The sequence below is a fragment of the Myxococcus sp. AB056 genome (assembly GCF_006547365.1).
Taxonomy (GTDB): domain Bacteria; phylum Myxococcota; class Myxococcia; order Myxococcales; family Myxococcaceae; genus Myxococcus; species Myxococcus virescens.
In genome coordinates this window covers 142,668-169,411 of the sequence record NZ_VHLB01000005.1, presented here as the reverse complement: position 1 = coordinate 169,411, position 26,744 = coordinate 142,668, and the positions used below count along the sequence as shown (strand labels likewise).

General features: G+C 67.7%; 24 protein-coding genes. 15 read left to right on the top strand and 9 right to left on the bottom strand.

The features are described from left to right. Positions 1 to 23: 23 nt before the first annotated feature. Entirely contained in the window at positions 24 to 749 is a 726-nt protein-coding gene (locus FMP39_RS04295; RefSeq protein WP_141588728.1) for a DUF2652 domain-containing protein, read from the bottom strand. A gap of 351 nt (positions 750 to 1,100) precedes the next feature. Here FMP39_RS04295 and FMP39_RS04290 point away from each other — a divergent pair, with 351 nt between their 5' ends. Both FMP39_RS04290 and FMP39_RS04285 read left to right on the top strand, forming a co-directional pair. Further along, on the top strand, positions 1,101 to 2,672 hold the full coding sequence (locus FMP39_RS04290) for a carboxylesterase/lipase family protein (protein WP_141588727.1): 1,572 nt from the start codon (positions 1,101 to 1,103) through the stop codon (positions 2,670 to 2,672). A gap of 345 nt (positions 2,673 to 3,017) precedes the next feature. After that, positions 3,018 to 4,106: a trypsin-like serine protease gene (locus FMP39_RS04285; RefSeq protein WP_305036059.1), complete on the top strand. Its 1,089-nt coding sequence runs from the start codon at positions 3,018 to 3,020 to the stop codon at positions 4,104 to 4,106. Positions 4,107 to 4,183: 77 nt separating this feature from the next. Here FMP39_RS04285 and FMP39_RS04280 read toward each other — a convergent pair whose 3' ends face one another. Continuing rightward, on the bottom strand, positions 4,184 to 5,281 hold the full coding sequence (locus FMP39_RS04280) for a helix-hairpin-helix domain-containing protein (RefSeq protein WP_141588725.1): 1,098 nt from the start codon (positions 5,279 to 5,281) through the stop codon (positions 4,184 to 4,186). Positions 5,282 to 5,411: 130 nt separating this feature from the next. Between FMP39_RS04280 and FMP39_RS04275 the strand changes: the two genes are divergently transcribed. Then, on the top strand, positions 5,412 to 5,768 hold the full coding sequence (locus FMP39_RS04275) for a DUF1801 domain-containing protein (RefSeq protein WP_228557653.1): 357 nt from the start codon (positions 5,412 to 5,414) through the stop codon (positions 5,766 to 5,768). Positions 5,769 to 5,790: 22 nt separating this feature from the next. Here the strand turns inward: FMP39_RS04275 and FMP39_RS04270 are convergent, their stop codons facing one another. From FMP39_RS04270 to FMP39_RS04260, 3 genes are all read right to left on the bottom strand, one after another. Continuing rightward, a complete protein-coding gene (locus FMP39_RS04270) occupies positions 5,791 to 6,702 on the bottom strand; it encodes an acyl-CoA desaturase (protein WP_141588723.1) in 912 nt (303 codons plus the stop codon). Beyond that, positions 6,699 to 7,448 (bottom strand): TetR/AcrR family transcriptional regulator, encoded by a 750-nt coding sequence (locus FMP39_RS04265; protein ID WP_141588722.1) that lies wholly within the window; start codon positions 7,446 to 7,448, stop codon positions 6,699 to 6,701. Before FMP39_RS04265 ends, FMP39_RS04270 begins: the two co-directional genes overlap by 4 nt. Before the next feature lie 117 nt (positions 7,449 to 7,565). After that, positions 7,566 to 7,784: an SDR family NAD(P)-dependent oxidoreductase gene (locus FMP39_RS04260; RefSeq protein WP_141588721.1), complete on the bottom strand. Its 219-nt coding sequence runs from the start codon at positions 7,782 to 7,784 to the stop codon at positions 7,566 to 7,568. Between the two features lie 335 nt (positions 7,785 to 8,119). On the opposite strand from FMP39_RS04260, the gene FMP39_RS04255 reads away from it, so the two are divergent. Both FMP39_RS04255 and FMP39_RS04250 read left to right on the top strand, forming a co-directional pair. Next, the gene (locus FMP39_RS04255; protein ID WP_141588720.1) at positions 8,120 to 8,434 is read left to right on the top strand and encodes a hypothetical protein; all 315 of its coding nucleotides are present in this window, start codon (positions 8,120 to 8,122) and stop codon (positions 8,432 to 8,434) included. A gap of 50 nt (positions 8,435 to 8,484) precedes the next feature. Then, complete coding sequence (locus FMP39_RS04250; protein ID WP_228557652.1) at positions 8,485 to 8,793, top strand: hypothetical protein; 309 nt, start codon at positions 8,485 to 8,487, stop codon at positions 8,791 to 8,793. A gap of 69 nt (positions 8,794 to 8,862) precedes the next feature. Here FMP39_RS04250 and FMP39_RS04245 read toward each other — a convergent pair whose 3' ends face one another. After that, on the bottom strand, positions 8,863 to 11,328 hold the full coding sequence (locus FMP39_RS04245) for a WD40 repeat domain-containing protein (protein ID WP_141588718.1): 2,466 nt from the start codon (positions 11,326 to 11,328) through the stop codon (positions 8,863 to 8,865). 234 nt (positions 11,329 to 11,562) lie between these two features. On the opposite strand from FMP39_RS04245, the gene FMP39_RS04240 reads away from it, so the two are divergent. The 7 genes from FMP39_RS04240 (at position 11,563) to FMP39_RS04210 (ending at position 17,130) form a co-directional block, all read left to right on the top strand. Next, the gene (locus FMP39_RS04240; RefSeq protein ID WP_141588717.1) at positions 11,563 to 11,931 is read left to right on the top strand and encodes a type II toxin-antitoxin system PemK/MazF family toxin; all 369 of its coding nucleotides are present in this window, start codon (positions 11,563 to 11,565) and stop codon (positions 11,929 to 11,931) included. 124 nt (positions 11,932 to 12,055) lie between these two features. Next, entirely contained in the window at positions 12,056 to 12,730 is a 675-nt protein-coding gene (locus FMP39_RS04235) for a hypothetical protein (RefSeq protein ID WP_141588716.1), read from the top strand. Continuing rightward, positions 12,727 to 13,290: an RNA polymerase sigma factor gene (locus tag FMP39_RS04230; protein WP_141588715.1), complete on the top strand. Its 564-nt coding sequence runs from the start codon at positions 12,727 to 12,729 to the stop codon at positions 13,288 to 13,290. Before FMP39_RS04235 ends, FMP39_RS04230 begins: the two co-directional genes overlap by 4 nt. A 66-nt stretch (positions 13,291 to 13,356) precedes the next feature. Continuing rightward, entirely contained in the window at positions 13,357 to 14,268 is a 912-nt protein-coding gene (locus tag FMP39_RS04225; protein WP_141588714.1) for a CPBP family intramembrane glutamic endopeptidase, read from the top strand. Positions 14,269 to 14,315: 47 nt separating this feature from the next. Next, positions 14,316 to 14,690 (top strand): hypothetical protein, encoded by a 375-nt coding sequence (locus tag FMP39_RS04220; RefSeq protein ID WP_228557651.1) that lies wholly within the window; start codon positions 14,316 to 14,318, stop codon positions 14,688 to 14,690. Between the two features lie 124 nt (positions 14,691 to 14,814). After that, the gene (locus tag FMP39_RS04215) at positions 14,815 to 16,311 is read left to right on the top strand and encodes a DHA2 family efflux MFS transporter permease subunit (protein WP_141588712.1); all 1,497 of its coding nucleotides are present in this window, start codon (positions 14,815 to 14,817) and stop codon (positions 16,309 to 16,311) included. Positions 16,312 to 16,425: 114 nt separating this feature from the next. Next, complete coding sequence (locus FMP39_RS04210; protein WP_141588711.1) at positions 16,426 to 17,130, top strand: dual specificity protein phosphatase family protein; 705 nt, start codon at positions 16,426 to 16,428, stop codon at positions 17,128 to 17,130. 233 nt (positions 17,131 to 17,363) lie between these two features. Here the strand turns inward: FMP39_RS04210 and FMP39_RS04205 are convergent, their stop codons facing one another. Next, positions 17,364 to 18,209, bottom strand: a complete 846-nt coding sequence (locus FMP39_RS04205) for a dienelactone hydrolase family protein (protein WP_141588710.1) — start codon at positions 18,207 to 18,209, stop codon at positions 17,364 to 17,366. Positions 18,210 to 18,283: 74 nt separating this feature from the next. Here FMP39_RS04205 and FMP39_RS04200 point away from each other — a divergent pair, with 74 nt between their 5' ends. After that, positions 18,284 to 19,315, top strand: a complete 1,032-nt coding sequence (locus FMP39_RS04200) for a GlxA family transcriptional regulator (RefSeq protein WP_228557650.1) — start codon at positions 18,284 to 18,286, stop codon at positions 19,313 to 19,315. 236 nt (positions 19,316 to 19,551) lie between these two features. After that, positions 19,552 to 22,944 (top strand): Ig-like domain-containing protein, encoded by a 3,393-nt coding sequence (locus FMP39_RS04195; protein WP_228557649.1) that lies wholly within the window; start codon positions 19,552 to 19,554, stop codon positions 22,942 to 22,944. A 152-nt stretch (positions 22,945 to 23,096) separates the two neighbouring features. On the opposite strand, the gene FMP39_RS04190 is transcribed toward FMP39_RS04195, so the two are convergent. Next, positions 23,097 to 23,300, bottom strand: coding sequence for a hypothetical protein (locus FMP39_RS04190; protein ID WP_141588708.1), 204 nt, complete (start codon positions 23,298 to 23,300; stop codon positions 23,097 to 23,099). Positions 23,301 to 23,673: 373 nt separating this feature from the next. Beyond that, positions 23,674 to 25,752, bottom strand: coding sequence for a sodium-translocating pyrophosphatase (locus tag FMP39_RS04185; protein WP_141588707.1), 2,079 nt, complete (start codon positions 25,750 to 25,752; stop codon positions 23,674 to 23,676). 415 nt (positions 25,753 to 26,167) lie between these two features. Here FMP39_RS04185 and FMP39_RS04180 point away from each other — a divergent pair, with 415 nt between their 5' ends. Further along, a complete protein-coding gene (locus FMP39_RS04180) occupies positions 26,168 to 26,653 on the top strand; it encodes a PQQ-binding-like beta-propeller repeat protein (RefSeq protein ID WP_141588706.1) in 486 nt (161 codons plus the stop codon). The last annotated feature ends 91 nt before the right edge of the window (positions 26,654 to 26,744 follow it).

Here is a 26,744-nt window from a genome sequence, read left to right as displayed (position 1 = left end):
CACCCCTGAATCGCGGGCGCCCGCTACGGCTTCTGGGCGTCCACGACCTCGACGTTGCGGAAGTTCTCGCAGGGTTGCTTGAGGCCCAGCACGTACTTCATCGAGCTCAGCTCCAGCTTCAGCTTGGCCCAGAGCTTGCGCGGCAGGCTCGGACGCACGGGCTCGGGCGCCGCGAGGACGAACGCGTTCAGGTCCAGGTAGTGCGTCGCCGTGCGCCCCATGCCCTCGAAGTCGTGCTCCAGCCCCTGGGTGTGCTGGCGGAGCTCCGGCGCGAGCCCCTGGTGCACGGCGTCGGTCATCAGGACGTACTCCGTGACGGGGACGTCGTTCTTCAGCATCCGGTGCACCAGGATGACGTCCACACCCGCCAGCTCGGTGAGGTGCTTCACGCGCTGGAAGGCGACCTCACCGGCGTGGGCCACGAACTTGAGCGTCAGGGAGCTGACCTGCATGCAGCCGTCGCACTTGCACATGCGGTCGGCGATGAACTGCTCTCGCCGTGAAACGAAGGCGCGGCGGATGTCCGCGACCATCCGGGCGAAGGTGGGAAAATCGTCGCCCACGGCGTAGAAGAACGCCGCGTCTCCTTCGAGCTTGGCGAGCTTGAGCGGGCCCGAGGCATCAATGACGGCCTCGAGCAGCTGCGCCACCGTCTCCTGCGCGTGCGCGAGGCTGAAGCGGTGGTGACTCATGAAGCGGGTGTAACCGCCGATATCCGCGATGAGCAGAAGCGCCTTCTCGATCGCCATGCGGCGGCCACCCTAACACAGTGTCCGGAAGTTGACGCGAACAAGATGCTGGAGCCCGTCCATCCGGAGCGGCTCGCGCGGACGCTGGCCCGGCTTGCGGTCCGGGAGCAGGGAAGGCCCGCGCCCGCGCCCCGCCCGACTCCAGGACGGGGCGGGTGTCGTGTTCCCGGCGATCGCTTTCAGCAAAGCGGGTTTCTGGCAGGGGTGTGTTGCCAGGAATTGCCATTCAATTCTATCTCACGCTCGCTCATCTAGACCGAGTGGGTGCACGAGGGCTTCTCCGCAGGAGTCTGGGTGCGTGTGTCTTTCATTGTCGCACGTGCAATCGCACAACCAAAAGGGAGCCGGTCGATGAACGTCATCAAGACGCCTGAGGTACCCACGAAGGAAGGCAAGGTGCAGGGCCTGGTCGAGGGGAAGATTTCTGTCTTCAGGGGCATACCCTACGCGAAGCCTCCCACGGGCGCGCTGCGCTGGAAGGCGCCCGAGCGCGCCACTCCATGGTCCGGTGTCCACGAGGCCTTCAACTTCGGAGCCTCCGCGCACCAGTCCCGTCAGGCCTGCATCGAGGCCGGCGGTGGCGACCCCGGTGAGATGCACGAGGACTGCCTCTTCCTCAATGTGTGGACGCCCAAGCTGGACGCGGGCGCGAAGCTGCCCGTGGTGTTCTGGATTCACGGCGGCGCCTTCGTCATCGGCTCGGGCCGCCTGCCGCCCTATGAAGGGATTCATCTGGCGTCGCGCGACGTGGTGCTGGTGACCTTCAACTACCGCCTGGGGCACCTGGGCTTCTTCATGCATCCGGCGCTGGAGAAGGAGAATCCGGGTGGGCCCGCGAACTTCGGCCTGCTGGACCAGATGCTGGCGCTGGAATGGGTGCGCGACAACATCGCGCGGTTCGGCGGCGACCCCGGCAACGTCACCGTGATGGGGCAGTCGGCGGGCGCCAAGAGCGTCCTGTCACTCTTCACGTCGCCGCAGGTGCGGGAGAAGAACCTCTTCCGCCGGGGCGTGGCCATGAGCGCATACGTGCTCCAGGAGAAGCCCCTGGCGGACGCGCGGCTGGCCGGCATGGCCTTCGCGTGGAGGAATGGGCTGGACCGGCTGCTGGCCACCATGAAGGAACTGCGCGAGCTGGGGCCGGAGAAGTTCTGGATGCTCCCCGCGGACACCGCGAACGCGCCCAGTCCCATCTACGGAGACTCCGTCCTTCCCGAGCCCATCCGCGAGACCTTCGCGCGCGGAGAGCAACTCTCCCTGCCGCTCATCATCGGCAGCACGAGTGACGACTCCAGCGTCGTGTCCTCGTTCGGAATCGACCCGGCCACCATCCTTGAACGCCTGGGCGCCTTCGCCGAGTCCATCCGCCAGCTCTACCCCGACGTCAAAGATGACCGGGAGATTGGCCGGCGGATGTGCCGCGACTTCGTCTTCACGGTCATGCCCCGCTTGCTGGCCACCCGCCACGCGGAGCGCGGCGCCGCGGTGTGGCGCTACTACTTCGAGTACCGCGCGAAGATGCTCGCCCCCCGGCAGCGTCTGGGGGTGCCTCATGGGGGCGAGGTGCCCTACTTCCTGGAGACGGCCGCGGACGTGCCACCCGCCGGAGAGTTGTTCACGGAGGAGGACCGGACGTTCATGCGTCACCTGGTGGATTCACTGGTCCAGTTCGCGCGCACGGGCGCGCCCGGGCCCGTGGCCCAGGTGAGCTGGGAGGGGCACACGGAGACGCAAGACAGGTTGCTGAGGCTGGATGTCTCACCACAGGGGGTGACAGACTTCGAGCGCGACATCCTGCAAGCCGCCGAAAACCTCATGCCCTTCCTGGACAGCCTCGCCAAGCCGCCTCCGCCGAAGCTGCCGCGCGCCACCTCGTCCGCGGCCACCGCGAGCAGCAACACGCGGCAGGAAAGCCGCCCATAGTCAGGGGTGGGACAGACCCGGTGGTGTGTCGCATCACACCGCCGGGCTGCTTCATGTCGCCGTCGTCACTTCGGCCCGCGGCTCCAATGACAAGTCATCAACGCTCCGTCCCATTTCAAAGTGTGGCGGAGATGTAATGAAACAGGCATGTCGCAAAGCGTGAGCGTCTCCGAATGCGGTCGCGCTTCAACCGGGGCGGGGGCTGGTAGATGGGGAAGATCGTGTGTTACCGTTTTTTAAGCGTGAAGCGATTAGTCGCACTTCGCCGCTTCGCGTCTTCCCCAGATACCCGAGGTCTCCATGATGTCAGTGAAGGTCATGCGGCGGTGGTCGACAGTTGGCGCAATGTCGTTGCTGGTCGGTTGCGGTCCGGAGATGGTCGAGGAGCAGGCGGAGTCGGTGGCGCCGGCGACCATCGAACAGGACATCGTCGGTGGCACCACCACGACCATCAATGAGAATCCGTGGCAGGTGTCTCTGCGGTACGGCGGTCACTGGTGCGGTGGCTCCATCCTCAACAAGGATTGGATTCTGACCGCGGCGCACTGTGTGGATGGCTACGCCGTCAACAGCATCGTGGCGGGCTCCACCTCGAGCACGAACACGAGCACGGGCCAGACGCGCAACGTGGCGCAGACCATCATTCATGAGGATTACGGCGCTTCCGGCAACGACGTTGCCCTGCTCCGTCTGGCCACGTCGCTGGACCTCAATGGCACCACCGTCGCGGCCATTCCCCGCGTCTCGGCGGCGGATGCCGCGAGCGGCGCCACCGACCCGGCCGTGGTCGCGCGCGTGACGGGCTGGGGTGCGACCTCCTCCGGTGGTTCGGGGTCCGCCACCCTGCGCACGGTGGACGTCAACGTGATTTCGAACACGGAGGCGCAGCAAAGCTACCCCAATGAGTACATTGGCCCGGATCAGATTGGCGCCAAGGCGCCGGGCAAGGACTCGTGCCAGGGCGACAGCGGTGGTCCGCTCACCGTCGTTCACAATGGCACCCGCAAGCTCGCGGGCGTCGTGAGCTGGGGCTACGGCTGCGCCGACGCGCGCTACCCGGGCATGTACGCGCGCGTGTCGTACTTCGAGAGCTGGATTGACTCCAAGCTCAGTGGGACGACCCCGCCGCCCGGCACCACGCTGCTTGCCCAGACGAACCTGTCCGGTTCGTCCAGCACCTGGAAGCACTTCGCCATCACGGTCCCCAGCGGCACGACGTCGCTCAAGGTGACGCAGTCGGGGGGCTCGGGTGACGCGGACCTCTATGTGCGCAGCGGCTCGCAGCCCACCACCAGCGCTTACAACTGCCGGCCCTACCTGTCCGGCAACGAGGAGACCTGCAACTTCTCCAACCCCCAGGCTGGCACCTGGTACGTGTCCGTGCGCGGCTATTCGTCCTACTCGGGCGTGTCCGTGACGGCCACGATTCCGTAATCACGCGCAGGCTCGCGGGTGACGTCCCGTTGAAACCCCCAGGCCCATGGACGGGCCTGGGGTACTTCAATGCGGGCTCACTCCGACCAGTGCTGCTCCGACAGGATGCGGTATCCGGTCACCGTGTCGACGTAGAACTTGACCTGGATGCCGCCCCACGGGCCCTTCCCGTAGCTGATGAAGCAGCCCTTGAAGGTGCGCCCGGCGGTGCGCGCCTGCAGCTCCGCCAGACCGTCGGCGTAGAGCGTCTCCGGCAGCGACTCGTTGCGGTCCGCGTAGTCGACCGTGCTCTTGACCTCATTGTAGACCTCGGTGCCCGTGGCCAGCTCGGGGCGGACAGTCCAGACCTGACCCGCGGGGAAGAGGCTGGGGTCGATGCCGAAGCACTGCGCGCTCTCGAACTCGCCATTGCCGTGAGCGCCGTCAATCACGTCCTGGATGTCGAAGTCCTGGCTCAGGCGGGACGTCCACAGGCTCTCCTCCTGCGCGTTGATCACGGCGATGAGCGCCGTCAGGGCGTAGCCCTGCGTGGCCGCGTTGCGGAGGTTGCGCAGGCTGACCGTGCCGATGCCAGTCACCTCCGAGATGGCCTGCGCCGACGTGAAGGGCCGCAGGTTGAGGAGGTTCGTCGCGCCGTTCCAGGCGTACGGCAGGACGGCGTACAACGCGCTGCTGTCGATGGTGTTCACCAGGTTGACCAGGGCCGCCGCGTCATCGGTGGAGAGCGCGAGCTCGTCCAGGATGCCGGCGCAGGTGCTGGTGATGTAGCCCAGCGCGCGGGCGCCACCCTCGATTTGGGTCAGGCGCACCGGACCGACAACCCGGACCCCGGACACCTGCGCCAACGTGGAGAAGGGCGCCGTCGCGCGGTAGCCGACGAGGTTCTGGGCGACGTCACTGGGGAGATAGGCGTCCAGCGTGGACAGAGACGCCGTGTTGACGAAGGTGAGCAGGCCCTGACACTCCGGGGCCACGTCCACGTCCGTGGTGGTGAGCGGCGCGTCCTGGTGCTCCGTGGACGAAGAAGACGGCTCGGACTCGGAGCCGGTGGGACCACATCCGACCATCAGGCTCGCGGAGAGAAGGGCTGGAACAAGACGACGCATCGAGGATTCCTCCTGGGGGTACGGCGGGGGACGAGGCTCCATACACCAGACCCCTGACTCGCCCTGCATCCTTGGATTACGGGCTGCTGACTTCGCTCATGGGCCGGGTTATGCCGCGTCCACCAGCCCGCTCGGAATGTCATGGTGCTGGAGAGAGGCGACGCGCGTGTCGAACCGGTCCGAAGAAGTCGAACGATTCATGCAGGAGCTCGAACATGCCCGGAAGGACGAAGTCGAAAGCCTGCGCACCGCCATCCTGGCCGCCCATCCCGGCATCGCGGAGCGCATCAAGTGGAACGCGCCAAGCTTCTGCTTCAAGGGCGATGACCGGGTGACATTCAAGCTGAAGCCCAAGGACTGCGTTCAGCTCATCTTCCACCGGGGCGCGAAGGTGAAGGCGACACACGGCTTCTCCTTCGAGGACACCAGCGGCCTGCTTCAGTGGGCCGCCCCGGACCGCGCCATCGTCACGCTTCGCGACCTGGCGGAGGTGAAGGCGAAGAAGAAGGCGCTGTGCCAGGTCGTGGTCCAGTGGATGGAAGCGACCTCGCAGTAAGCGCTCTGGTGTGGGGGCGTGGTCAGATGGGGTGTACCCGTACATCCCGCACGAGCCCCAGCCGGCGAAGCCCTCGGATGACCCACCACCCCAGGTCCAGCTCGTGCGCCTTCTGGCCCATGCGCGCGGAGTCTGGGAAGGCGTGGTGGTTGTTGTGGAAGCCCTCTCCGAACGACAGCACGCCAAGCACCCAGATGTTCGTACCGCTCTCCGCCGCGCCCGGCAGGGCGTAGCGCCGCTCTCCCCAGACATGGGCCGCGTAGCCCACGGCCCAGTGTCCGAGAATGCCGGCGGCCGTGCGGGCGCAAACGCAGAGGGCCACGGCCTCGGAGCCCAGCACCGCGAGCACCACCCCCGCCAGCCCGAGCACGTGGAGCGGCCACGTGCGCTCCAGGAAGCGCAGCCACGGGTCCGTCAATACGCCTGGAGGAAGCCGCGCCAGGGCCCGGTCATCCGCGGCCTCGAAGCGCAGGTGCAGGTTCCAGCCGAAGTCGCGGGCCATCGAGTGTTCATAGGCGAAGTAGGGCGGACAGTCGGGGCGGTTCTGCCAGTAGTCGCGCACCGCGTGCAGGCGTGCCCACGTCAGGGGGCCGCCGAGCCCGCTCAGCACGAACAGGTACGCGAGCACGCCGCGGGTGAGAGGGCCCGCCTCGTAGGTGCGATGGATGACGCCGCGATGCAGGCCCACCGAGTGTCCCAGGCAGAGCGTCGCGAAGGTGAGCAGGAGCGACACCGCCACCGTGGTGGGCGTCGCCGCCGCGAGCCCCACGGTGACGCCGGGGATGAGCATGCCCCAGAGCCACAGCGTCCGCGCCGCATCGAAGCGCAAGCGGCCCACCTCGGGCGGCACCAGGGATGCGGTGCTCGCGCGCGGCTCGCCTGCGCCCTTCCCGTTCAGGGAGACCTCGGGATGTCCCGGCGTCGCGGTATTCATCGCGTCACCTCTTCCGCCTGGGCACGCGCCGGTTCTCCGAAGAGTGCCTGCCGGCAGAGGGCGTCCGCGCCCAGGACCATGCTTCCGGCACCGGGCAGCCGCAGCAGGAGCGATGCAGGGGGCAGCAGGCCCGCCAGCATCGACACCAGTCCCTCGGTGGCGCGCTGACGTGGGCTCTTGTCGAGCAGCCACCACAGCACCACGGCCAGGTGCGCGACGTAGAGCAGCCGGCCCAGTGCATGGGCCACCGTGGCGTTGCTCGGGACGTCCGTGGCGCCCGCCACGGCGTCTTCGAAGACCGCCTGGACCCGCTGCCGGGAGAACGCCGTCTGCGGCGCGAACAGGCCGTCCTCTTCTCCGCCCACGAGCACGGGAATCAGCGCCTTGAGCACCACGTGGTGCGGCCCGAGCACGCCAAGGCTGGCCCGGAGCGCGAACAGGAAGCGCTCCCGCCAGGAGCCGGCGGGCAACGCCTCGGCGCGCGCCGCATACGCCGAGGACAACTCGTCGTACAGCGCCAGGACGATGGCGCGCTTGCTGGGAAAGTACCGGTACAGCAGGCCAACGCTCACCCCCGCCTCCTTGGCGATGTCCCGCAGATGGGTGGCCTCGTAGCCCCGCGCGGAGATGAACCCCAGCGCGGTTGCATACAGCCGCTGGCGCGTCTCGTGGCCCTGCTCCGTCCGGCCCCGGGGGCGTCCCCGCTTGGGCCCGCCCGTCGCTTCGGCCTTGTTCCGCGTCGCCATGGCCTCCCCCCTTCTTTTTGGTGAACCTGTTCATCGAAATGATGCCTGGGGCGAAGGGCGGGCGCAAGCGAATCGTGAAGCTGCCTGTCGCCGGCAATGGCGGCTGCGTCGCTCGCATCACGCACTCCGCCCCTCATCCGTCGTCAACGCGCGGGTGGGGGCATGGAGGTCGGTGGCCACGAAACCGGGGGTGACGACACGGACGACGATTCCGTCGTCGCGCAGCTCATGGGCGAACCCGACCGTCAGCGCATTCAGTGCCGGCTTCGACGCGCTGTAGGCAAAGGCCGGCCAGTGGGACACCCCCTGGCTGGGGCGCAATTCGTCGAGCAGCATTCACGCCCCTGGGGACGCGCGTCTTCGGAGGGGGCTTGTGGGCGGGTGAAGGTGCGCCCCTCGGCTCACGTTCGCTTCATCCCGGATTCTTGGGTGGAGGGAATCCGGAGTGCCGCCGCGTCAGAGATTGAGGCTCTGAGAGGGGCTGATGTCATTTCATGCTCCAGTCAGGAAGTCGCAGCGGACTGGATGCTTCTGCACGGAGGCTGTCTGTCTTGTCTGGTTTGGAATGGCGCTGGGGTGGCGCGGGAACGTCTGGAGCCTCGATTCGGTCCAATGAATAGGAGGCCGGTGGCTCGCGGCCTTCTTGTCTGGATTGAGCCTGGGAGGATTCCATGAAGAATGGCCATGGACGTTGGTTTGCGTGGATTGCCGGCGTGGTGCTGCTGGTGGGATGCGGACCCGCCGACGGAGAGGCAACGCCGCCGGGCGAACCGGTCGAGGAGGAGTCCACCCCGCCAGGGATTCCCGCTGAGTATCTCGGTGAGGGCGAAGTCGAGAGTGCCGCCATCTGTTGCAACGTCAAATGCAGCGGGACCTGGTACGGCCCCTTTCCCTCCATCAAGTACGACCTGTGCGCGAAGTACGGCAGGTACTACTGCCCGCAGAAGAAGCTCACCTATCAAGGGCACGCCTGGCGGAGCTGCTAGCCATTGGCAGTGTGCAAGGACACGTGAGGGCTGAAGCCATGAGAAATCAAATGAAGAGCATGTTGCCGCTGTGGATGGGGGCGCTGTTGGCCATGGGCTGTGGTGGTCCGCTGCCCGAGGAGTCGCAGGAGCCGCAGGAGTCCATCGCCATTCCAGAGCAGTACCTGGAGCAGGAGGACCCCAGCGCCGAGGATGGAACGGTCAGCGCCCTCAGGGCCTGCTGCTTCATCCGGTGCTCCGACAAAGTCTGGAGAGGTCCCTATCCCAATGTCGTGTATGGCAACTGCCGCAATCTCGGAAAGTACCAGTGCGCGAAGCGGGGGCTGGGCTACGCGGGGGCGGATTGGAAGGACTGCTAGCGCGTAGGTCGCGGGGCCTCTCTCCAGTCCGGCAGAGAGGGGAGAGAGGCTTCCGCGAGTTCCGGATGCTCAGGGCATGTGGAGCTTCAGGACGTATAAGAAGTCCCGCTCGGTGCGGCCCCGTCCCAGGACGAGCCCATCCTTCAGGATGAGAATCTCTTCCATCGCATCCTGGAAGCGGGCCCGGGGTGTGGTGTCCTGTCGCAAGTGGAAGGTGACGGGGCCGTCGCTCAGCGTCTCCCAGTAGCGCCGGGACACGACGTCCTCCGTGGTGACGCTTCCATCGAGCTCCGTGCGCAGTTCGCCCGTGGCGAGGTCGAAGACGCGCGTGTGCATGTCCTCGGCCAGCGTGACGAGCACCTCGCCGCTCATCGCGACGGAGAAGGGCAGGGATGGGTGGGGAAGCTCATGCAGGCGCGCGCCTGTCCGCACATCGAAGATTCGCACGCACTCATCCAGGCTGCAGGCCGCCACGCGCGTGCCGTCCGCGGAGAGTCCCAGGCCGATGACGGGCTCCTGGCTCACCGTCAGGACCTGCTGGGCGCCGGTGGGGAGCGTGATGAGCGCGAGCTCTCCCGACGCTCGGCCCACGGCGATGACGGGCGCGCTGGCCGCCGCCGCATAGGCGGGGGTGGGCTCGACCTCCGCTTCGGTGTTGACGATGACCTTGCCGCCCCGGATCTCGTGGACGTACACGCGTTCGCTGGCCGGATGTCCCGACACGACACAGGTACCATCCGGCGTGAAGTCCACCCAGGTGATGGGACCTCCGGGTCCGCGCAGCCTGTGCAGCAGGGTGCCGTCCGCCACGCGCCAGAGGTGGACCGCGCCCTCTTCGATGGCGGCCGCCAGCAGCTTCCCGTCGGGAGAGAAGGCAATCGGAAGTTTGTTGACGAGGAGCGTCTGGGCCTTCGCGGCCTGTTCGCCAGGGGGCGCCAGCAGGGTACGCACGGGGGCGAGGCTCCGCGCGTCGAGTAGCAGGATGCCGAGCCGGTAGCGCCGCTCGTGTGAGGACAGCTCGGGTTGGGCCAGCCATGCGCCGTCGGGACTGACCTGCCAGGTCTGCGCGTAGGACGCCGGAGAGCCGGGAGGCAGTGCCGTGGCCTGCCCGCGTGAGTCGATGACGCGCGTCTCCGAGTGCAGGCGTGTAACGCCCCATGCCCCTTCGGCATGTCCCCACAGGTTCATGACGCGGTCCTGTTCGGCCAGCAGGGTGGGGCTGGGGTCCGCATCCAGGTCGCGGACGTGCGTGCGCCCATTCGCCGCGGTCAGCGCGAAGCGCTTGCCGGACGGAAGGAAGGCGGCGCCGCGCTCACGGCCGTCGGAAGGGTAGGGATGCGCCCGGAGCACCTCTCCGTTCCTCGCGTCGAGCAGCTCCACCCGGTTGAAGGCGAGGGCGCCCAGCCGTGCGCCTTCGAGCCAGGCGACCTGGGAATAGGGACCCTGGCCCAGCGCTCCGGGCACGCGCGTCCAGCCTGCCGTCTCCACCCGGATGAGGCCGTCCATGGAGGTCAGCACGAGCCAATCGCCATCCGGGCTGAAGGCTACGGACGAGACGGAGGTGGTGCTGTGGATGCGAGCGGTCTGCGTGCCCGTCTCCAGGTCCCAGATGCGCACCGTGTCGTCCGACGCGCCTGAAGCCAGCCACCGGCCGGAGGGATGGAAGGCGACCGTCAACACGGACTGCTCGTGCCCTTCGAGCGTGCGCACCTCCCGGCCCGAGGCCACGTCGAACAGCCGCACCCGCCACCCGAGGTTCGCCACGGCGAGCCAGCGGCCGTCCGGGCTGAAGGCCACCGACGTCACCTGGCCCTCCTGGCGCGTCATGGCGTGGAGGAGTTCGCCCGTCTCGACGTCCCAGATGCGCGCGTCGTGGTCGCGTGAGCCGGACGCCAGCCGCGTCCCGTCCGGGCTCCACGCGACACTGCGCACCTCGCCCGCGTGCCCCGCCAGTTGGCGGAGGAGCGTCCCGGTGGCCACGTCCCAGATGCGGACGTTCCGCTCGTCCTCCCAGGAGCCCGTGGCGAGCCAGTCGCCCGAAGGACTGAAGGCCGCGGACAGCACCTGGGCGCCGTGCCGCAGGACCTGGTCATTGCCTTCCAGCGCCTCGGGCAGGGGCCGCAGGGATTCGACCCAGGACGCGCCCTCCCGCGCGGTCCACTGCCCCCGCCAGTGCTCCGCGAGCTTCCACAGGTGCGCTTCCGCGTGGCTCCAGGGCCCCGCGTCCGTGGGCGCGAAGTGCGCTGCCGTGTCTGGGGCGTCGAACCAGCGCAGGCGGTTGTAGAGGCATTGGAAGAGCGTTCCGGGGTGCGCCCGGAGAAACGCGGCGTCGAGCGCGAGCGCGCGCCGGAGCACCTGCAAGGTCCTGGGGCTGACCGACAGGCTTTCGCTCTTGAGGATGCGTGTGTCTGGAGGCGTCCCGGCGAGCACCTCGTCGAAGGTGGCCAGGAGCGCATCCAGGCCACGCTCCGCCAGGAGCCCCTCAAGGGTGGAGAGTTCGGTCAGCGATTCGAGGGACGGAGAGGTGTGGGGCATTCGCGTCTCGGGTCGTTTGGGCCGACCCTACACCGTGTCAGGCGCCGCGTTCGGCTAGCCTCGCGAGTTGTTTCGTGACGGCGCCCCACCCGTCGCAGAAGCCCAGCTTCTCGCGCCTGGCCCGGTCGGCGTGGTCCTTGAGGAGTTGATGGAGGATGTCTTGGAGGAAGCCTCCGCGCTCGCTAAGAAGGCCGGGCCGCCAGGCCGGAGGCAGGTACAGGAGACCCCAAGGGCATGCCCCCCGAGCGAATCAACCGCGGTGATGTGTTCTGGGTGGCGCCCGACGACTCACGAGGCCCGGTCCCCAGCTATTCGCATCCCCACGTGGTGGTCCAGGACGACGTCTTCAATCACTCACGCATCACGACGGTGGTCGTGTGTGCGCTGACGTCGAACCTGCACCGGGCCAGCGAGCCGGGGAACGTGCTGCTCGAAGTGGGAGAGGGAAACCTCCCCAAGCAGAGCGTCGTCGTCGTGTCGCAGGTGTCCTCGGTCGACAAGGCGCGTCTGGGAGAGCGAATCGGGGCGCTGTCGGACGCGCGGGTGGAACAGATTCTTGCCGGCCTGCGCTTCCAGCAGGTGTCGTTCTTCACGAGGCCGTGAAGCCCCGGTGAGTGGGCCTGGAAACCCCTCGTGATTTCGAGGGGTTCTGCCGTTTCTCAAAAAAGAAGCGCCTGCCGTGAAGGGATTTCTTCCTCGCGCCTCTGAGCTGGCGGAAGGAGGAGGGATGACCTCGAAGAGTTGCGATGGGTATCAGCTCGCGCTCGAGATGAGCCGCCACGGTGCTCTCGACGTGCGGGAGAAAGAGGAAGCGGAGCAGCATGCCGCGACGTGCCCGGAGTGCCAGCGGGCCCTGGCACTTTCGGCGGAGCTGGACCAGGTGCTTGGCGGCGTGAGCATTCCGGCGCCGCGCTACGCGGAAGTCTCGCGGGCGCTCGCGAAGGACCGCTTCTGGCTGAAATACGGCCCGTGGGCCGCGCTCGGGTCCTTCGTGGGGCAGGGCGTGTTCCTGGGCCCTCTGTTCGCACCGGAGGCGCCCCTGCGGTTGTGGGCCATTGTCTCGGCGGTCGGAGTGCTCTTCGCTGGCGGGCTCGCCTTGACCCTGCGCGGCCTTCAACGGCGGGCCATCGAAGCGGCTAGTGTCGGCGTGGACGCGTGGATGGCGCAGCGGCGGGCACGCATCGACACGGAGCTCAAGGACCTGACCACCCTCCTGTGGCTCTTCCCGGCGATGACGGTCGCGATGGCGGGGACCGCGTTTCTGATGCGCGACAAGGGGCTCCCGGGAGTCGTCACTCTGCTGTTTGCCGCGGGAGTGAACCTGGGCATGACGGTCTACCTCGCGCGGACGCGTAGGCCGCGACTGCTGCGCGAGCGCGCAGAACTCGAGGTCGCGCCGTGACGCCGCGCGTGCCATTCGATGAAGAGGCCCTCCGGACCGCCGTGGTGTCGGGCGACGCCGCCGCGCGAGAGGATGCCATGCGCCACCTGTACGAGGCGCTCAGCGGGAAGCTGTACTTGCTCTGCCATGGAATCACCCGGGACCCGAGTGACGCCCAGGACGCCGTCCAGGAGACGTTCCTCTCGATTCAACGGGCCCTGCCGCAGTTCCGGGGGGATGCGCAGCTGTCGACGTGGGCGTATCGCATCGCGGTGCGGGCCGCCGTGGCCGCGAAGACGCGGCGCGAGCGTCACCGTGGCGACGCGGTCGACATCGAGATGGCGGACCCTCGGGCGGGTATCGAGGAGACCTTCGAGACGCGGGAGCGGAGGCGCAGACTCGAGGTGGCGATGAGGACGCTCTCGCTGGAGCACCGCACCGTGCTGTCGCTCTTCGCCGTGGAAGGCCTGTCACACGCCCAGATTGCCAGCGTCCTCGGGATTCCCGAGGGCACCGCCTGGTCGCGCTTGCACCTGGCTCGCAAGCGGCTGGCGGCGGCGCTCGAATCCACCGCCCCATAGCCTGGGGCGCTCCATCCACGTTGTCGTTCAACCCCGCGGTCTCATGGCCGCGGAAAGGAGACGGTCATGTCCAATGTCTATCTGGAGCAGGCGTCGCGCGGGCGGAATCAGCCATGGCGGTATGTGCTGACAGCAGTCCTGCTCGGGCTGGCCGTCGTGCTCTTCAACGTGCCGTATTCGGCGTTCCTGTTCCTGGTGGCGAGCCGCTCGGGGGACGCGAACTTCCGGTTCGACCCGGTGGCGGGCGTCGTGGAGGGAATGCCGTTTCCGGTGTTCGCGGTGGGCATGCTGTCGTTCGCGGTGGTCATCGCTGCGCTGGCGCTCGGGGTCCGCGTTGTGCACAAGAGACCCTTCTCGAGTCTTCTGGGGCAGGAGGGGGGCTTCCGCGTCCGTCCCTTCCTGAAGGCGGCTGCCGGTGCGTTCGGCGTGCTCAGCGTGGCAGCGGGTGTGAATGTCCTGATGGACCGCGAGTCCTTCACCCTGAACTTCGACGCGTCGCGCTTCTTCGTGGCCTTGGCGCTCGTGCTGGTCCTCACGCCCATCCAAGCCGCGGCGGAAGAGCTGCTCTACCGTGGGTGGCTCATGCAGGGCGTCTACCGGCTCCTGCCTCGGCCGTGGGTGGCCGTGGCGGTGAGCAGCCTGCTGTTCTGGGCCGCGCATCTGCCCAACCCCGAGGCTTCGGGAACGCCGGGGTGGTCGGCGGTCTACTACCTCACGGTGGGCATCCTCCTGGCCTGGGTGACGCTCCGGACAGGACGGCTGGAGGCGGCCATGGGACTCCACGCGGGCATGAACCTGTGTGCCTTTCTCGTCACGGCTCCAGCGACGGTCATGTTCCGGCCCGCCAGCCTCTTCATCGACGTCCAGCCGAATTCCATGCGTGACGTTGCTTTCATTGCCTTGCTGGCGGTGGGGACAGTCCTGATGCTCCGCCGTGGCGATGACAGGCCATTCACGGAGCGGGTGTCTGCGCAATAGCCTGTCTGGTTTTCCATGGGGCTGAGGCGTAGGCTGTTCTGATGAAAATGAACTCCCGAGGATACCTGGCGTCGCTCGCCGTCATGACCTTGAGCAGCGTGGCCTGCGGTGATGTCGACCCTGAAGAGGCCGTGACGATATCGCAGGGGGTCTATGGGATGACCTCCTATGTCAATGACGTGTGTTCTTCTGAGTGTGAGCGCGAGCCGCGGTCGATGACCTTGCTGGTCAAGTCCCTGCCCCAGGGCATGGACGTGGCTTCCGTGACATCGAACAAGGAGGGCTTCTACGAAGCCGCGCTGGTCCCCGGGGACTATCGAATCTGCACGACGTTCGGGCGTTGCACGGACTTCTCGGTGGGCACGGATGAATTGGTCCGCCTCGACTACGAGATGTCGGTGGGGCCGGGGTGGTCGAGGTAGCTGCCCGCCGCGCCCCGCGGAATGGGGCGCTGGCTGGCCCACGATGACATCCTGGGCAGAGCGCAGCCGAGGGCCGGCTGCGGCGGGTCCCTTCCGGCTGGACCCTCGGCGTCAGCCGTGATTCATGAGTGGCTTCGGTCTCGCGCTCCAGCGCCTGCCGTCGCCCATGCACTCCGCCGCCGAGCCGACAGTCCCCCGCTTCTGGCCGTTCATGTTCACCCTGTTTGTCGGGTCGTTCATGTCGGTGCTGAGCTCCAGCACGATCACCATCGCCATTCCCGAGCTCCAGCGGCACTTCGGGGCGGAGCTGTCCTCCGTGCAGTGGACCCTGACGGGCTTCATGCTCGCCATGGGAACGAGCGCCCCGCTCACCGGCTATTTGGGCGGACGCTTCAGCTTCAAGTGGGTGTACGTGGCCAGCCTGGTGGGCTTCCTCGTGGCCTCCGTGCTGTGTGGGGTGTCCTGGGACACGCGCGCGTTGGTGGCCTTCCGGTTCGTCCAGGGCGCGTTCTGTGGAGCCATCATGCCGGTGACGATGACGCTCATCTACCAGTTGCTGCCGCGTGAACGGCAGGCGCTGGCCGCGAGCCTCTGGACCCTGTCCTCGATGCTCGCTCCCGCCTTCGGGCCCACGCTGGCGGGCTGGCTGATGACGCTGGGCAACTGGCGGTGGTTGTTCTTCATGAACGTGCCGTTGGGCCTCGCCGCCGTGGCGATGGCGGTGCGGGCCGTTCCCTACTACCGCCTGGAGGTCCCGAAGGCGTTCGACTTCCCCGGGCTGCTCACGGTCATCACCGGAACGCTGGCGCTGCTGATTGCCTTGAGTCAGGGACGGGCCTGGGGATGGACGGATGCGAAGACCGTGTCGCTGGCCGTGCTGGGGACGGTGTCACTCGTCTACTTCGTCGTCCGCCAGCTGAGGACGCATGCGCCGCTGCTGGACCTGCGGGTGCTGGCCAACGGCCGCTACGTGGTGACGTTGCTCATCTCGAGCATCATCACCATCAGCCTCTATTCGGGCGCGTTCCTCATCCCGTTGTTCCTTCAGGAAATCCAGGGCGTGACGCCGCTGAAGACGGGGTTGATTCTTCTCCCGGCTTCCCTGGCCATGGCACTCCTGATGCCCCTGGTCGGACGCATGTACGGCACGCTCGGGCCGAGCACGCTCATGACGGCGGGCGTCCTGTTGATTGCGGGCGGCACGTATGCCTTGAGCCGCCTGACGCCGGACGTCTCCCACGCCTATGTGCTGATGTGGATGCTGGTCCGGAACGTGGGCATCTCGCTCTCCATCATGCCGGCCAGCAACGCGGGCATGGAGCAGCTCTCCCGGGAGCTGAGTGGCCACGCCTCGTCCATCAGCAACTGGCTGCGAAACGTGTTCGGGGCCTTCTCGATTGCCATCTTCACGTCGCTCCTCTCCTCTTTTGCGGCCCGGAAGGCGCAGGTGCTCGCGCGGGAGGGGATGACGGAGCGTCGTGACATCGAGCTGCTCTCGTTCGTGACGGGCATCAACCACGTGTACCTGGTGGCGACGGTCATCGCCCTGGTGGCCGTGCCCTTGAGCCTGATGGTCCGCAAGCACGTGAGCGGGCTGGAAGCCTCCCGGGGCGCTCGCTAGCGGGCGCGGCGGCCTTCACGCACCTGGGGCCACCAGTCCCGAGATGGCGCGCGTGATTCGCCCTTCCAGGATGGGCGTGTCGCCGCCGATGGTTCCGGCTACGCTGCGCCGCGCATGAAGTACGCCTTCGTTTTCGCCATGGCTGCCATGTTGATTTCCTTCCTGGCACTGCGACTGGGCGGCGTCGCGTGGCTTCTGTTGTGGCCTGGGGTGAGCTTCATCTTGGTGGCACTCGCCTACGCTGGACTGGGCGAACACGCTTTCGGCAAGCGCGTGGACGGGCGGATGCAGCCCTGGGCCGTCATCCTGCTCCTGCCTTATCTCTTGCTGACATGGGGCGCCTGGCATCTGGTGCGATGGCTGTCGCGAGAGCGGGCGTTCGACGAAGTGGTGCCAGGCGTTTTCATTGGAAGACGCTTGCTGGCGGGAGAGCTTCCCGACGGCATCGTGACCGTGCTCGATCTGACGTCTGAGTTCGTCGAACCGGAAGGAATTCGTCGCGCGGGCCGGTATGTCTCCCTGCCGATCCTTGATGCTTCGATTTTACCCGTAGCGAGAGTGACCCCTGTCCTGCGCGAGCTGGCTGTCGGACCTGGGGCGCTCTACATCCACTGTGCGCAAGGGCACGGACGCACCGGGATGATTGCGGCCGCGCTCCTCATTGCCCGAGGTGATGCGTTGGATGCGTCAACCGCGCTCTCGATGGTGCAGCGCGCGCGGCCCGCGTTGCGACTCTCTGCGACGCAATCGCAGGCCCTTGCGGAATTGGCCACGGCGCTTCTTGCGGCGCGGCCGGGCGCCGGCACTGCTCTCCCCTGAGCTGGCGTGACGCAGATGCCTCTTGTCGCGGTCTTCGTGAGGAATGGTGCCGCTCTCCTGGACTCGCTTCTGAGCCACCTGGGCCACTGCATTCGCATGCCCATCTGCTCCAAGCCCGCGCCTGAGTGCCAGGGGCAGGCACTCAGGCGCGTTGTGGACGCGGAGCCGAGTGAAGTCGCCCGGGCATAGCTCGCGGCCATTCACTCTGGCTGTTCTCGGGGGCGAGTGGCGCATCACGCCGTGCTTTGTGCTCCCGCGTGTCCCAGTCGCCGAGCGAAGAAGGCGAGGATTTCGTCTCGCGCCTCGCGAGTGGGCTCTCCCTCCGCATCAATGAGATGGGCGGTCACGACGCTGTGGGCGCACCCGACGACTTCCGCGAAGAAGGGGGGCGGTGTCGGGTTCGCGGCGGACGTAGGCAGCACTCGGGGAACGAAGCGCTTTCCGAGCGCGGCTGTATATGCCTGGAATCGCTGCGCCGTGCAGAATCGGTCTCCCTCGAACCGATAGGCGAGCACCGTCAGGTCGTCACGTTCGAGGCGCTCCTTCACGGCCGTAAGCTCGTCAGGCGCCAGTTGAATCGCGGCGGCGTCGCTCAGGGGCAGCGACGGCTGACACATGACGGGAGCGAGCATCGCGGGTTCGAGCATCATGGAGAGCGCGAAGTTCCCCGTGAAGCACATCCCAATCGCGCCGACCCCTGGACCGCCACACTCCTCATGTGCGAGGCGTGCCAGGGCACGCAGCCACTGCGTCACGGGGCTCGACTCATTCGCCGCGAACGCTCGGAACTCCGCGCTCACGCAGGCGCGTTGCATGACGGCACGCCCCTCCTCCGCGCGAGGGTAGGCACCGTCCCTGCCGAAGAGGGAAGGCATGTAGACAGTAAAGCCCGCGTCGCGGACCCAACGTGCGAAGCGGGCGACGTGCGGGCTGATGCCTGGCATCTCGGCCATGACGATGACGGCGGGGCCGTGGCCGGCGACGTAGACCGTTCGCATGGCGTCGTTGAGGGTGAGGGGCCGCCGGGCGAAGTCATCGAGAGGGTCGTCGGCCGTGGAGTCAGGTGTGGATGGGCGCATGCCTGGACGATGCGGGAAGTCCATCCTCCGCCACCAGTGGCGAGATTGACAATGAACGGGCTATTCTTGCCACCGTGATTACGCATGTGGTGTTCGATGGCGTGGCAGAGGGCTCGCTGGGCGTGGGGCTCGATGTGGTCGACACGGCCGCCCGGCTCGTCGAGGCAGGGCTCGCCTCGGTTCCCCGGGGTGCCCAGGTCTTGCGTCAGCGGGTGGTGTCGCTCGACGGTCAGCCGGTGCGCTCGGGCACGGGACGCACCGTCTCCGTGGACGGCGCGCTGAGCCTCCGAGGTGTAAAGGCTGGAGACGTGTTGCTGGTACCTGGGCTCTCCGCGGCGAGCGAGCGCGCCATCGAGCAGTTGCTCTCGCGGGCCGATGCGGCGCGCGGCATCACGTTGCTCGCGCGCGCGGCGGCGAAAGGCGCCACGGTCGCGGCCTCGTGCTCCGCGACCTTCGTCCTCGCGGCGTCCGGCCTCCTCGCGGGGCGAAGCGCGACGACGACCTGGTGGCTCGTCCCCTCGTTCGTGCGTCGCTTCCCCGAGGTCGCCCTCCAGCCGGACCGGATGGTTGTCGAGAGCGACGGCGTCCTCACCGCGGGCTCGGCCTTCGCGCATGCCGACCTGGTGCTGGCCATCGTCGCGCGGGTCGCGAGCCCATCACTCGCGCACCTGGTGGCCCGCTACCTCGTGCTCGACGAGCGTGTCTCACAGGCCAGGTACATGGTGATGGAGCACCTCCGCGTCTCGGACCCAGCGCTTCGTGCCGTGGAGCAATTCGTCGCCGCGAATCTGGGCCGGCAGTTGACGCTCAATGAACTCGCCCGTGCCGCTGCCACCTCCTCGCGCACGCTCGCGCGGCGGGTGCAGGCCGGGCTGGGCATGACGCCGCTCGAGTTCGTGCAACGGGTGCGCGTGGCTCACGCCTCCCACCTGCTCGAGACAACCCATGCGTCGGTCGAAGATGTCGCTGCCCGGGTGGGATATGCCGACACCGCTGCGTTCCGCCGCGTGTTCCGGCGGTACGTCGGAGAGACGCCTCGAGGAAGGCGCGGCAACTCACGCTCCCGGCGCTCACCGCTGAAAGCGCACGATTCACAGGCGCCATGAGGGCTTTCGCAGTGATGTCATGCCCCCGTGCAGCGGGGCTGGCAGCGCAAACGCAGACGCCCCTTTGGACTTCCCGTCACGGGTGCGGTAATAGCAGTTAGTCAATGAACTCAAGAATAAGCAGTATGACTGGGATGTGGGCAGCGGTGCTTGGCGCGCTCTTGCTCACGGGATGCACGAAGGATGGTGCGCCGGAAGCCGGCACGGGGACCGCGCTGCGGGCTGTGACCTCGCCGGTGACTGTGTCAGAGGCGGTGGCCATCACCAGCCAAGGCATGACGCAGAACGGCTCGGCGCATCGCAATCAAGTGCTGCTCGGGGTGTTCCAGACCGAGGACTATGAGGTCGAGGCCTTGTTGCGCTTCCCTCAGACGGGCGTACCGGCTGGGGCGGTGGTTCAGAGCGCGACGCTGCGTTTCGCGGTGGAGACCTACACCAGCGACTTCTCGATTCGAGGCGCGTACGTGCAGGCGCCCTGGAGCCTGACGGCCAACGGGCTGGGATGGCAGTTCCGCGACGATGGGCTGGAGTGGGACCGGCTGGGGGCGGTCGGGCAGGGGACGGACCTGGTCGCCGGTTCGTCGTTCGAGGTCTCCACGTTTCCGGGCACGGTGAGCGTGCACCAGGTGCCACTCGACGTGGCGGTGGTGCAGTCGTGGGTCGACGACCCGTCGACCAACCAGGGCGTGCTGTTGGCGAACTCGAAGATTGGGAAGGTGGCCAAGGTCTTCACCAGCCTGGCCACCCAGCCGGAGCGCCAGCCGCTCCTCACCATTGAGTACACCGCGCCTGCGCCGCGCAGCGATACCACGCCTCCATCCGTTGCAATCATGTCGCCCGCGGCGGGCGCGACGGTGCAGGGCGTGGTCGGCATCACCGTGGACGCGAGCGACGACGTTGGCGTGGCCGGAGTGCAGCTGCGCATCGACGGCCGCAACCTCGACTCGGCGCAGCTCGACACCCGCCTGTTCCGCAATGGAAACCATGTGTTGACCGCGCACGCGCGCGACGCCGCTGGCAACCTCACCACCTCGGCGTCGGTTCTCGTCACCATCGCCAACGTGGTTGTCGACACCACGCCTCCCGAGGTGCAGGTGACCGCGCCCGTCGCGGGAGAGGCGGTCAGTGGTCCCTTCACGGTGCGGATGAGCGCGAGCGACAACGTGGGCGTCACCCGGGTCCACGTCGAACTCGACGGCGTTCAGGTCGGCGCGCCGGACGTGGCCGCACCCTGGTCGGTGACGCTCGACACCGAGGCGCTCCAGCCCTATGGGCTCCGGCAGCTGACCGCGGTGGCTCGCGATGCCGCTGGCAATGTCACCGTCTCCGCGCCGGTCTCCATCAACGTGAGCGCGCCACCTCCCGACGTCACGCCGCCGCAGGTCCAAATCGTCGTGCCCGAGAGCGGCGTGACAGTGGGCGGTACCCTCCAAGTCAGGGTCAACGCCCATGACAATGTGAGGATTGCGGGCGTGCAGTTGCAGGTGAACGGACAGGACTTCGGGCGCGAAGACCTCAGCTATCCCTATTGGATCAACGTCTCCACCACCCTGCTGGGGGACGGCACCTTCCCGATGACGGCGGTGGCGCGAGACCGCGCCGGCAACCAGACCACCTCGGCGCCAGTCATGTTGACCATCGCCAACGGGCCGCCCGTGGTGCTCGATATCCCGGTGGCGCATCCTCGGGTGTGGTTCACGGCGGACCGGCTGGCCCGGGCCCAGGCGTACTTCGCGCAGAACCCGTACACGCCCGTCGCGAACGTACAAACGCCCGAGCAGGCCATCGATGCGGCAATGCACTCGCTGCTCACCGGCACCCCGGCGTCGTGCCGCGCCGCGATTGACTGGGCGGTGCGCACCGAGATTCCCATCTCCGAGAACACGGTGTCGAGCGATCCGGCCCGCTGGTATGGCGAGGCGGCCATCCTCACCTACGACTGGTGTTTCGCCCACCTGCTTTCGGCGGAGCGCACGCTCCTGATCAACCGGTGGAACGTCGCCATCGAGTTGCTCAACGACAATCCGTGGGGCGGCATTGGCATGGAGGGCAACAACTACTACACGGGGTACTTCCGCAACTCGCTCCTGTGGGCCATTGCCAGCTGGCATGAAAACCAGCCGTTCGCCAACGAGCTCCTGCAGTACGCGATGAAATCACGCTGGGCCTTCTCGCTGCGGCCTTATCTGGATGGGCCGGCGGCGGGCGGCGCACCGCACGAGGGCTCGACCTACGGCCGCCGGACGTTCGGCTACATGACGGTGCCGTTCACCACGCTGGGCCTGTATGGCCACGACATGTGGAACCAGACCGACTACTTCATGGCGTCGGTGTTCTGGTCCATCTACTCGACCACGCCGGGACCCACCCGGAGGGGCCAGTTCCAACTGTTCGAGACCTTCCCGTTCAATGACGACGAGCGCTGGCTGAACCGGTGGAATCCCAGCAACACCGCGCAGACGTCGCTGGGCAGCTACTTCGCTCCGCTCATCGGGGAGTGGTCGGACCAGCCCATCGCGGGTTATGCCAAGCGCTTCCTGGAGCTCACCGGCCATCCGATTGACGACCGGCTCATCCGGTACGTCTACAGCGACACGCTGGCGGCGGTGCCGTCTCGTGACCTTGCGGAGCTGCCGCTCGACTACCACGCACCTGGACTGGGCATGGTGTACGCCAAGACGGCGTGGGCGCCCGACGCGACCCTGGTCAACCTGCAGTTCGGTGTGACGGCCAACGCGGGCCACGAGCACCGCGACTCCGGCAACTTCCAGGTGTGGCGCGCGGGCGAGTTCCTGACCCGCGAGACGGTGGGCTACGCCAACTCCATCGTCGGATACGCCGGTGGCGCGGCGGTCGACTGTGCGTCACCCGTGGGGCACAATACGCTCTTGTTCGAGGGGCTGGGCACGGTCGGCTACTACCACCACGCGCCGCAAATGCTGCGCCTGGAGTCGTCGTCCGTGGCGAGCTACGCCGCGGTCGACCTCACCGGCGTGTATGACTTGAACGCCGAGTGGGCTCACCGAGAGGCCGAGGTCGGCAACCCACACGCGGGCCGGGTGGTGCGTGAGACCTTGTTCGTGCGTCCGCTCGACACCCTGATTGTGTTCGACCGGCTCGAAAGCGCACAGGATGACGCCTCGGTTGCCAAGACCTTCTTGATTCATTTCCCGGAGGCCCCGGTGCTCACGGGCAATACCTGGACCGCGAGCAGTGGCGGGCAGCAGTTGCGGGTCAGCACCCTGGTGCCAGCCAATCCGGTCCGGCGAATCGTCGACGAGCGCGGCCCGGTGCGCGGCGATGGCACCTACCCGTACCCGGTGGGCCAGTTCCGTGGAGAGATTGAGACCCACGGGCAGGTGGTGAGTCACTTCCTGAACGTCGTGCAGGCCAAGGATGTGGCCGACAGCTCGGCGCTGCAGCTCACGCTCGACGAGACGGCGACCGCGTACAGCGTGACGTTGAGTCACCCAACCCGCGGAAGCGCGGTGGTCCGCTTCGAGAAGGGGATTGAGAGCACGGGCGGCAGCTTCGGCTACGCCGCCAGCGGCACGGTGACTCCGGCGCCGCTGCGCGCGGGGGTGCAAGCGATGACGGTCACCCCAAGCGGGCCGGTGTGGGGACCGTGACCGGCTGAGCCTGGCCCGCGAGCGACGACGTCCGCCTTCGCGGTGCTCGAGGTCAGCGTGGCGACCGGTCCGTTGCCGGCGACATCGACCTGGAGCACCGCTGTCTCTCGCTCGGGGCCCGGCTGCATTCTCGAGCAGCAGGGAAGCGGCATTCAGTCAGGAGATGCCGCTTCCTGGGCTTGCATCAAGGCTTCCACCTGCCGCTGGATGCCCTGCAGGTGGTCGAGCCTGAGCTTCAGTGCTTCGCGCAGGTCGCGCTCGTCGGTGTGAAGGACCTCGTCATGCAACTCCGCGATGCTTTCAGACAGGCACGCGTGGAGGACGTGGATCTGCTGGTGGGAGAGCTCCAGGACCATGGGTCACCTCTCTGACAGCGGAACAACGGAGACACGCCTCTCTCTCCCCGGGGGCACGGGTGCGAACGCGCGCACGTCAGGCCGCTGCCGCCGCACCTGGGGCCGCGGTCGCGGTACTCCATGAGTGTAGTGCGCGCCCGCCCGCTGGCCAGAGCGCTCCCGGGCAGGCAAGGGTGGGGGTGTTCGGTTCGCTCCTCCCGAGGTCCGGGCCGCTGCGAGGAGGCGCGGTGCCGGCGGGGTGGGGACACCCGGTGGCCAGGCTTGCCCTGGCTTCCGTCCAGCGCTCCGGAGCACCGCGCGGCTGATGGGGCCGCGCGGTGCGAGCTGCCGGGGGGGGCGGCGCCTCGGCATCCGAGGCGCTGCACCGGTGCGACTACCGCAGCGCGATGAGCGAGGCCACGAGCAGGGACACGACGCTCATGACCTTGATGAGGATGGCCACGCCAGGACCGGAGGTGTCCTTGAACGGGTCACCGACCATGTCACCGACGACGGCGGCCTTGTGAACCGCCGAGCCCTTCGCGTGGCCCGGCAGCTTGCCCTTCTCGATGAACTTCTTGGCGTTGTCCCACGCGCCGCCCGCGTTGGCCATGTAGAGGGCCATCGTGGCGCCGACGACGAGCGAGCCGGCCAGCAGACCCGCTAGCGCACCAGGGCCCAGCAGGTAGCCCACCAGGGGCGGGGCGGCGACGGCGATGATGCCCGGGAAGATCATCTCGCGCAGTGCGCTCTTGGTGGCGATGTCGACGATCTTCTTGGGGTCCGGGTCCGCCTTGAGCTCCATCAGCCCCGGAATCTCGCGGAACTGACGGCCAATCTCCTCGACGATGGCACCGGCCGCGCGGCCCACGGCGAGCATCGTGGAGGCGCCCACCAGGAACGGGAGGATGGAGCCCAGCAGCAGGCCGACGATGACGTTCGGGTTGGTCAGTTGCAGGCTCATCTCCGGCAGGCCGGCGGCGATGCGCGTGTGGTTGACCTCGAGGTTGAAGGCGGAGAAGAGCGCGATGACGGTGAGCGTCGCCGAGCCGATGGCGAAGCCCTTGCCGATGGCCGCCGTGGTGTTGCCCACCGCGTCCAGCTCATCGGTGATGGCGCGGACCTCGGGGCCCAGGCCGGACATCTCGGAGATGCCACCGGCGTTGTCGGAGATGGGGCCGTAGGCATCCACGGTCATCACCACGGCGGTGCCGCCCAGCATGCCCACGGCCGCCAGCGCGATGCCGTACAGGCCAAGCGCCTGGTCGGCGATGTAGGCCACCACGGCGATGGTGGCCATCGGGATGCCCACGCTCTCCATGCCGACGGCGAGGCCGCGGATGAGGTTGGTGCCGGCGCCCGTGACGGAGGCCTCCGCGATGCGCTGCACCGGCGTGGACGACGTGTAGTAGTCCGTGACGAGGCCGATGATGGCGCCGCCGAAGGCGCCCGCGGCCAGCGCCACCGTGATGGCCTGGGACAGGCCGAACACCTGCATCATCACGAAGGACAGACCCACCAGGATGACCGGGGGCAGGATGAGGGCGCTGCGCAGCACCTGCGCGGGGTTCATGTGCTTGAGCGCGCGCGCGATGAAGATGCTCAGCAGGCTGACCACCAGGCCCACGGCGGACAGCACCAGCGGGATCACCACGCCCGCCACCTTCGCGCTCCCAATCGCGGAGGGGTCCACCACGAGGCGGGAGAGGTCCGCGGCGCTGGCGGTCAGCGCGATGGCCATGGCGGCGACAATCGCGGCCACCATGGACTCGTAGATGTCGGCGCCCATGCCGGCCACGTCACCCACGTTGTCGCCCACGTTGTCGGCGATGACGCCCGGGTTGCGCGGGTCGTCCTCGGGGATGTTCTCAATGACCTTGCCGGCGATGTCGGAGCCGACGTCAGCGGCCTTGGTGTAGATGCCGCCGCCCACGCGGGCGAAGAGCGCGATGGAGCTGGCGCCCACGGCAAAGGAGTGGAGGACGGGGGACAGCTGCGGATGCCCCTGGAAGGCGTAGTAGACGCCGCCCATGCCGAGGAGGCCCAGGCCGGCGACGGCGAGGCCCATGACCGCGCCACCGTCGAGCGCGACCAGCAGCGCGTTCGGCTTGGAGCCGGTGCGCGCGGCCTGCGCGGTGCGCACGTTCGCGAACGTCGCGGCCTTCATGCCGATGTAGCCGGCCAGCAGCGAGAGGAACGCGCCGAGCACGAAGCTCCCGCTGGCGAGCGGCCCCAGCGCCAGGCCGATGAGCACCGCGATGACCGCGCAGTACGCGGCGAGCACCTTGTACTCGCGGACGAGGAACGCCATCGCGCCGTCGCGGATGTAGCCCGCGATGCGGTTCATCGTCGCGTCACCCTCCGGGAGCGCCTTGACGCGGAAGTAGAAGACCGCAGCGAAGAGCAGCCCCACGGCGCCGACCACGCCCGGTGCGATTGCCCAGAAACTCGACTCGAGACTCGACAACTCCATCCAATCCTCCAGAGACGTCCCGGGAGCCTGACCTCGCCGACCGGGTCGCTCGTGTGCCGCGAAATTTGTACGGAGCGCGTATAGTTGATTTCAGCGCAATCTGGGAGTTTCCTAGGCGCGCCCCAGCAGGTTGGGAGTCCTACCAACGTTCTGGGCGGGTGCGTTACAGCCTCCAGCGCCGGGTCGGCGCTCATGCGGGGCGCCAGTCCGGACGACAGGCGGGGTGGGGGCTGCATCACCATGGGCCCCAAGTGCCCGGACTCACTCGCGATTCTACGGAAGATACGAGTCAGTACGTATTCAAGGCCCCGTCTCCAAGGGGGGGCGACGCCCATGGCGCGGCCTTCTCCCAGGGGCACCGTGGGGCCGTGCGCGGAGGCGGGTGCTCTGGGCTTCTGTGGTAACGGAGCGCGGCATGAACGCACCGCACCCATCCAGTCCACTCCTCGTCACGGCTTTCAATGGCCTGGTCGCGGCCTATGACCGCATGAACGGCAGTACCGCATGGACGTTCCCCGTTCCTGGCAAATCGGTCCCAGGGATGCGCCCGCGTCCCACGCACGTGGAGGTGCGGGATGGGCGAGTGTTCGTGTTCGCGGGCGGCTCCGATGGCGTCTTGAAGAAGCGCGTCTTCCTCGATGTCCACGTGCTCGACTACGAGAGTGGGCGCCCGCTCTGGACGCAGCGCGTGGCGCCGGCTCATGCGCCGAACTTCACGTCCGCCTCGGTGCTGGTGGAAGACGGGCAGGTCATCGTCGCGTACCAAGACGTCCTCGTCGCGTTCGCGGCGGATTCCGGCCGGCCCCAATGGACGCGAAGCAGCGAACATGGGGATGGGGGCAGCTACTCGCTCCAACTGCAGATGGGGGTCCATGGCGCGCGGGCACGCGTGGTGACCTGAGCCGGCAGGCCCGGCTGGCACCCCCGGGATTACTGGGTGAAGTTGCAGGTCACTATCGATGCCTTCAGAACAGCTCGCACACGTTCTCTTC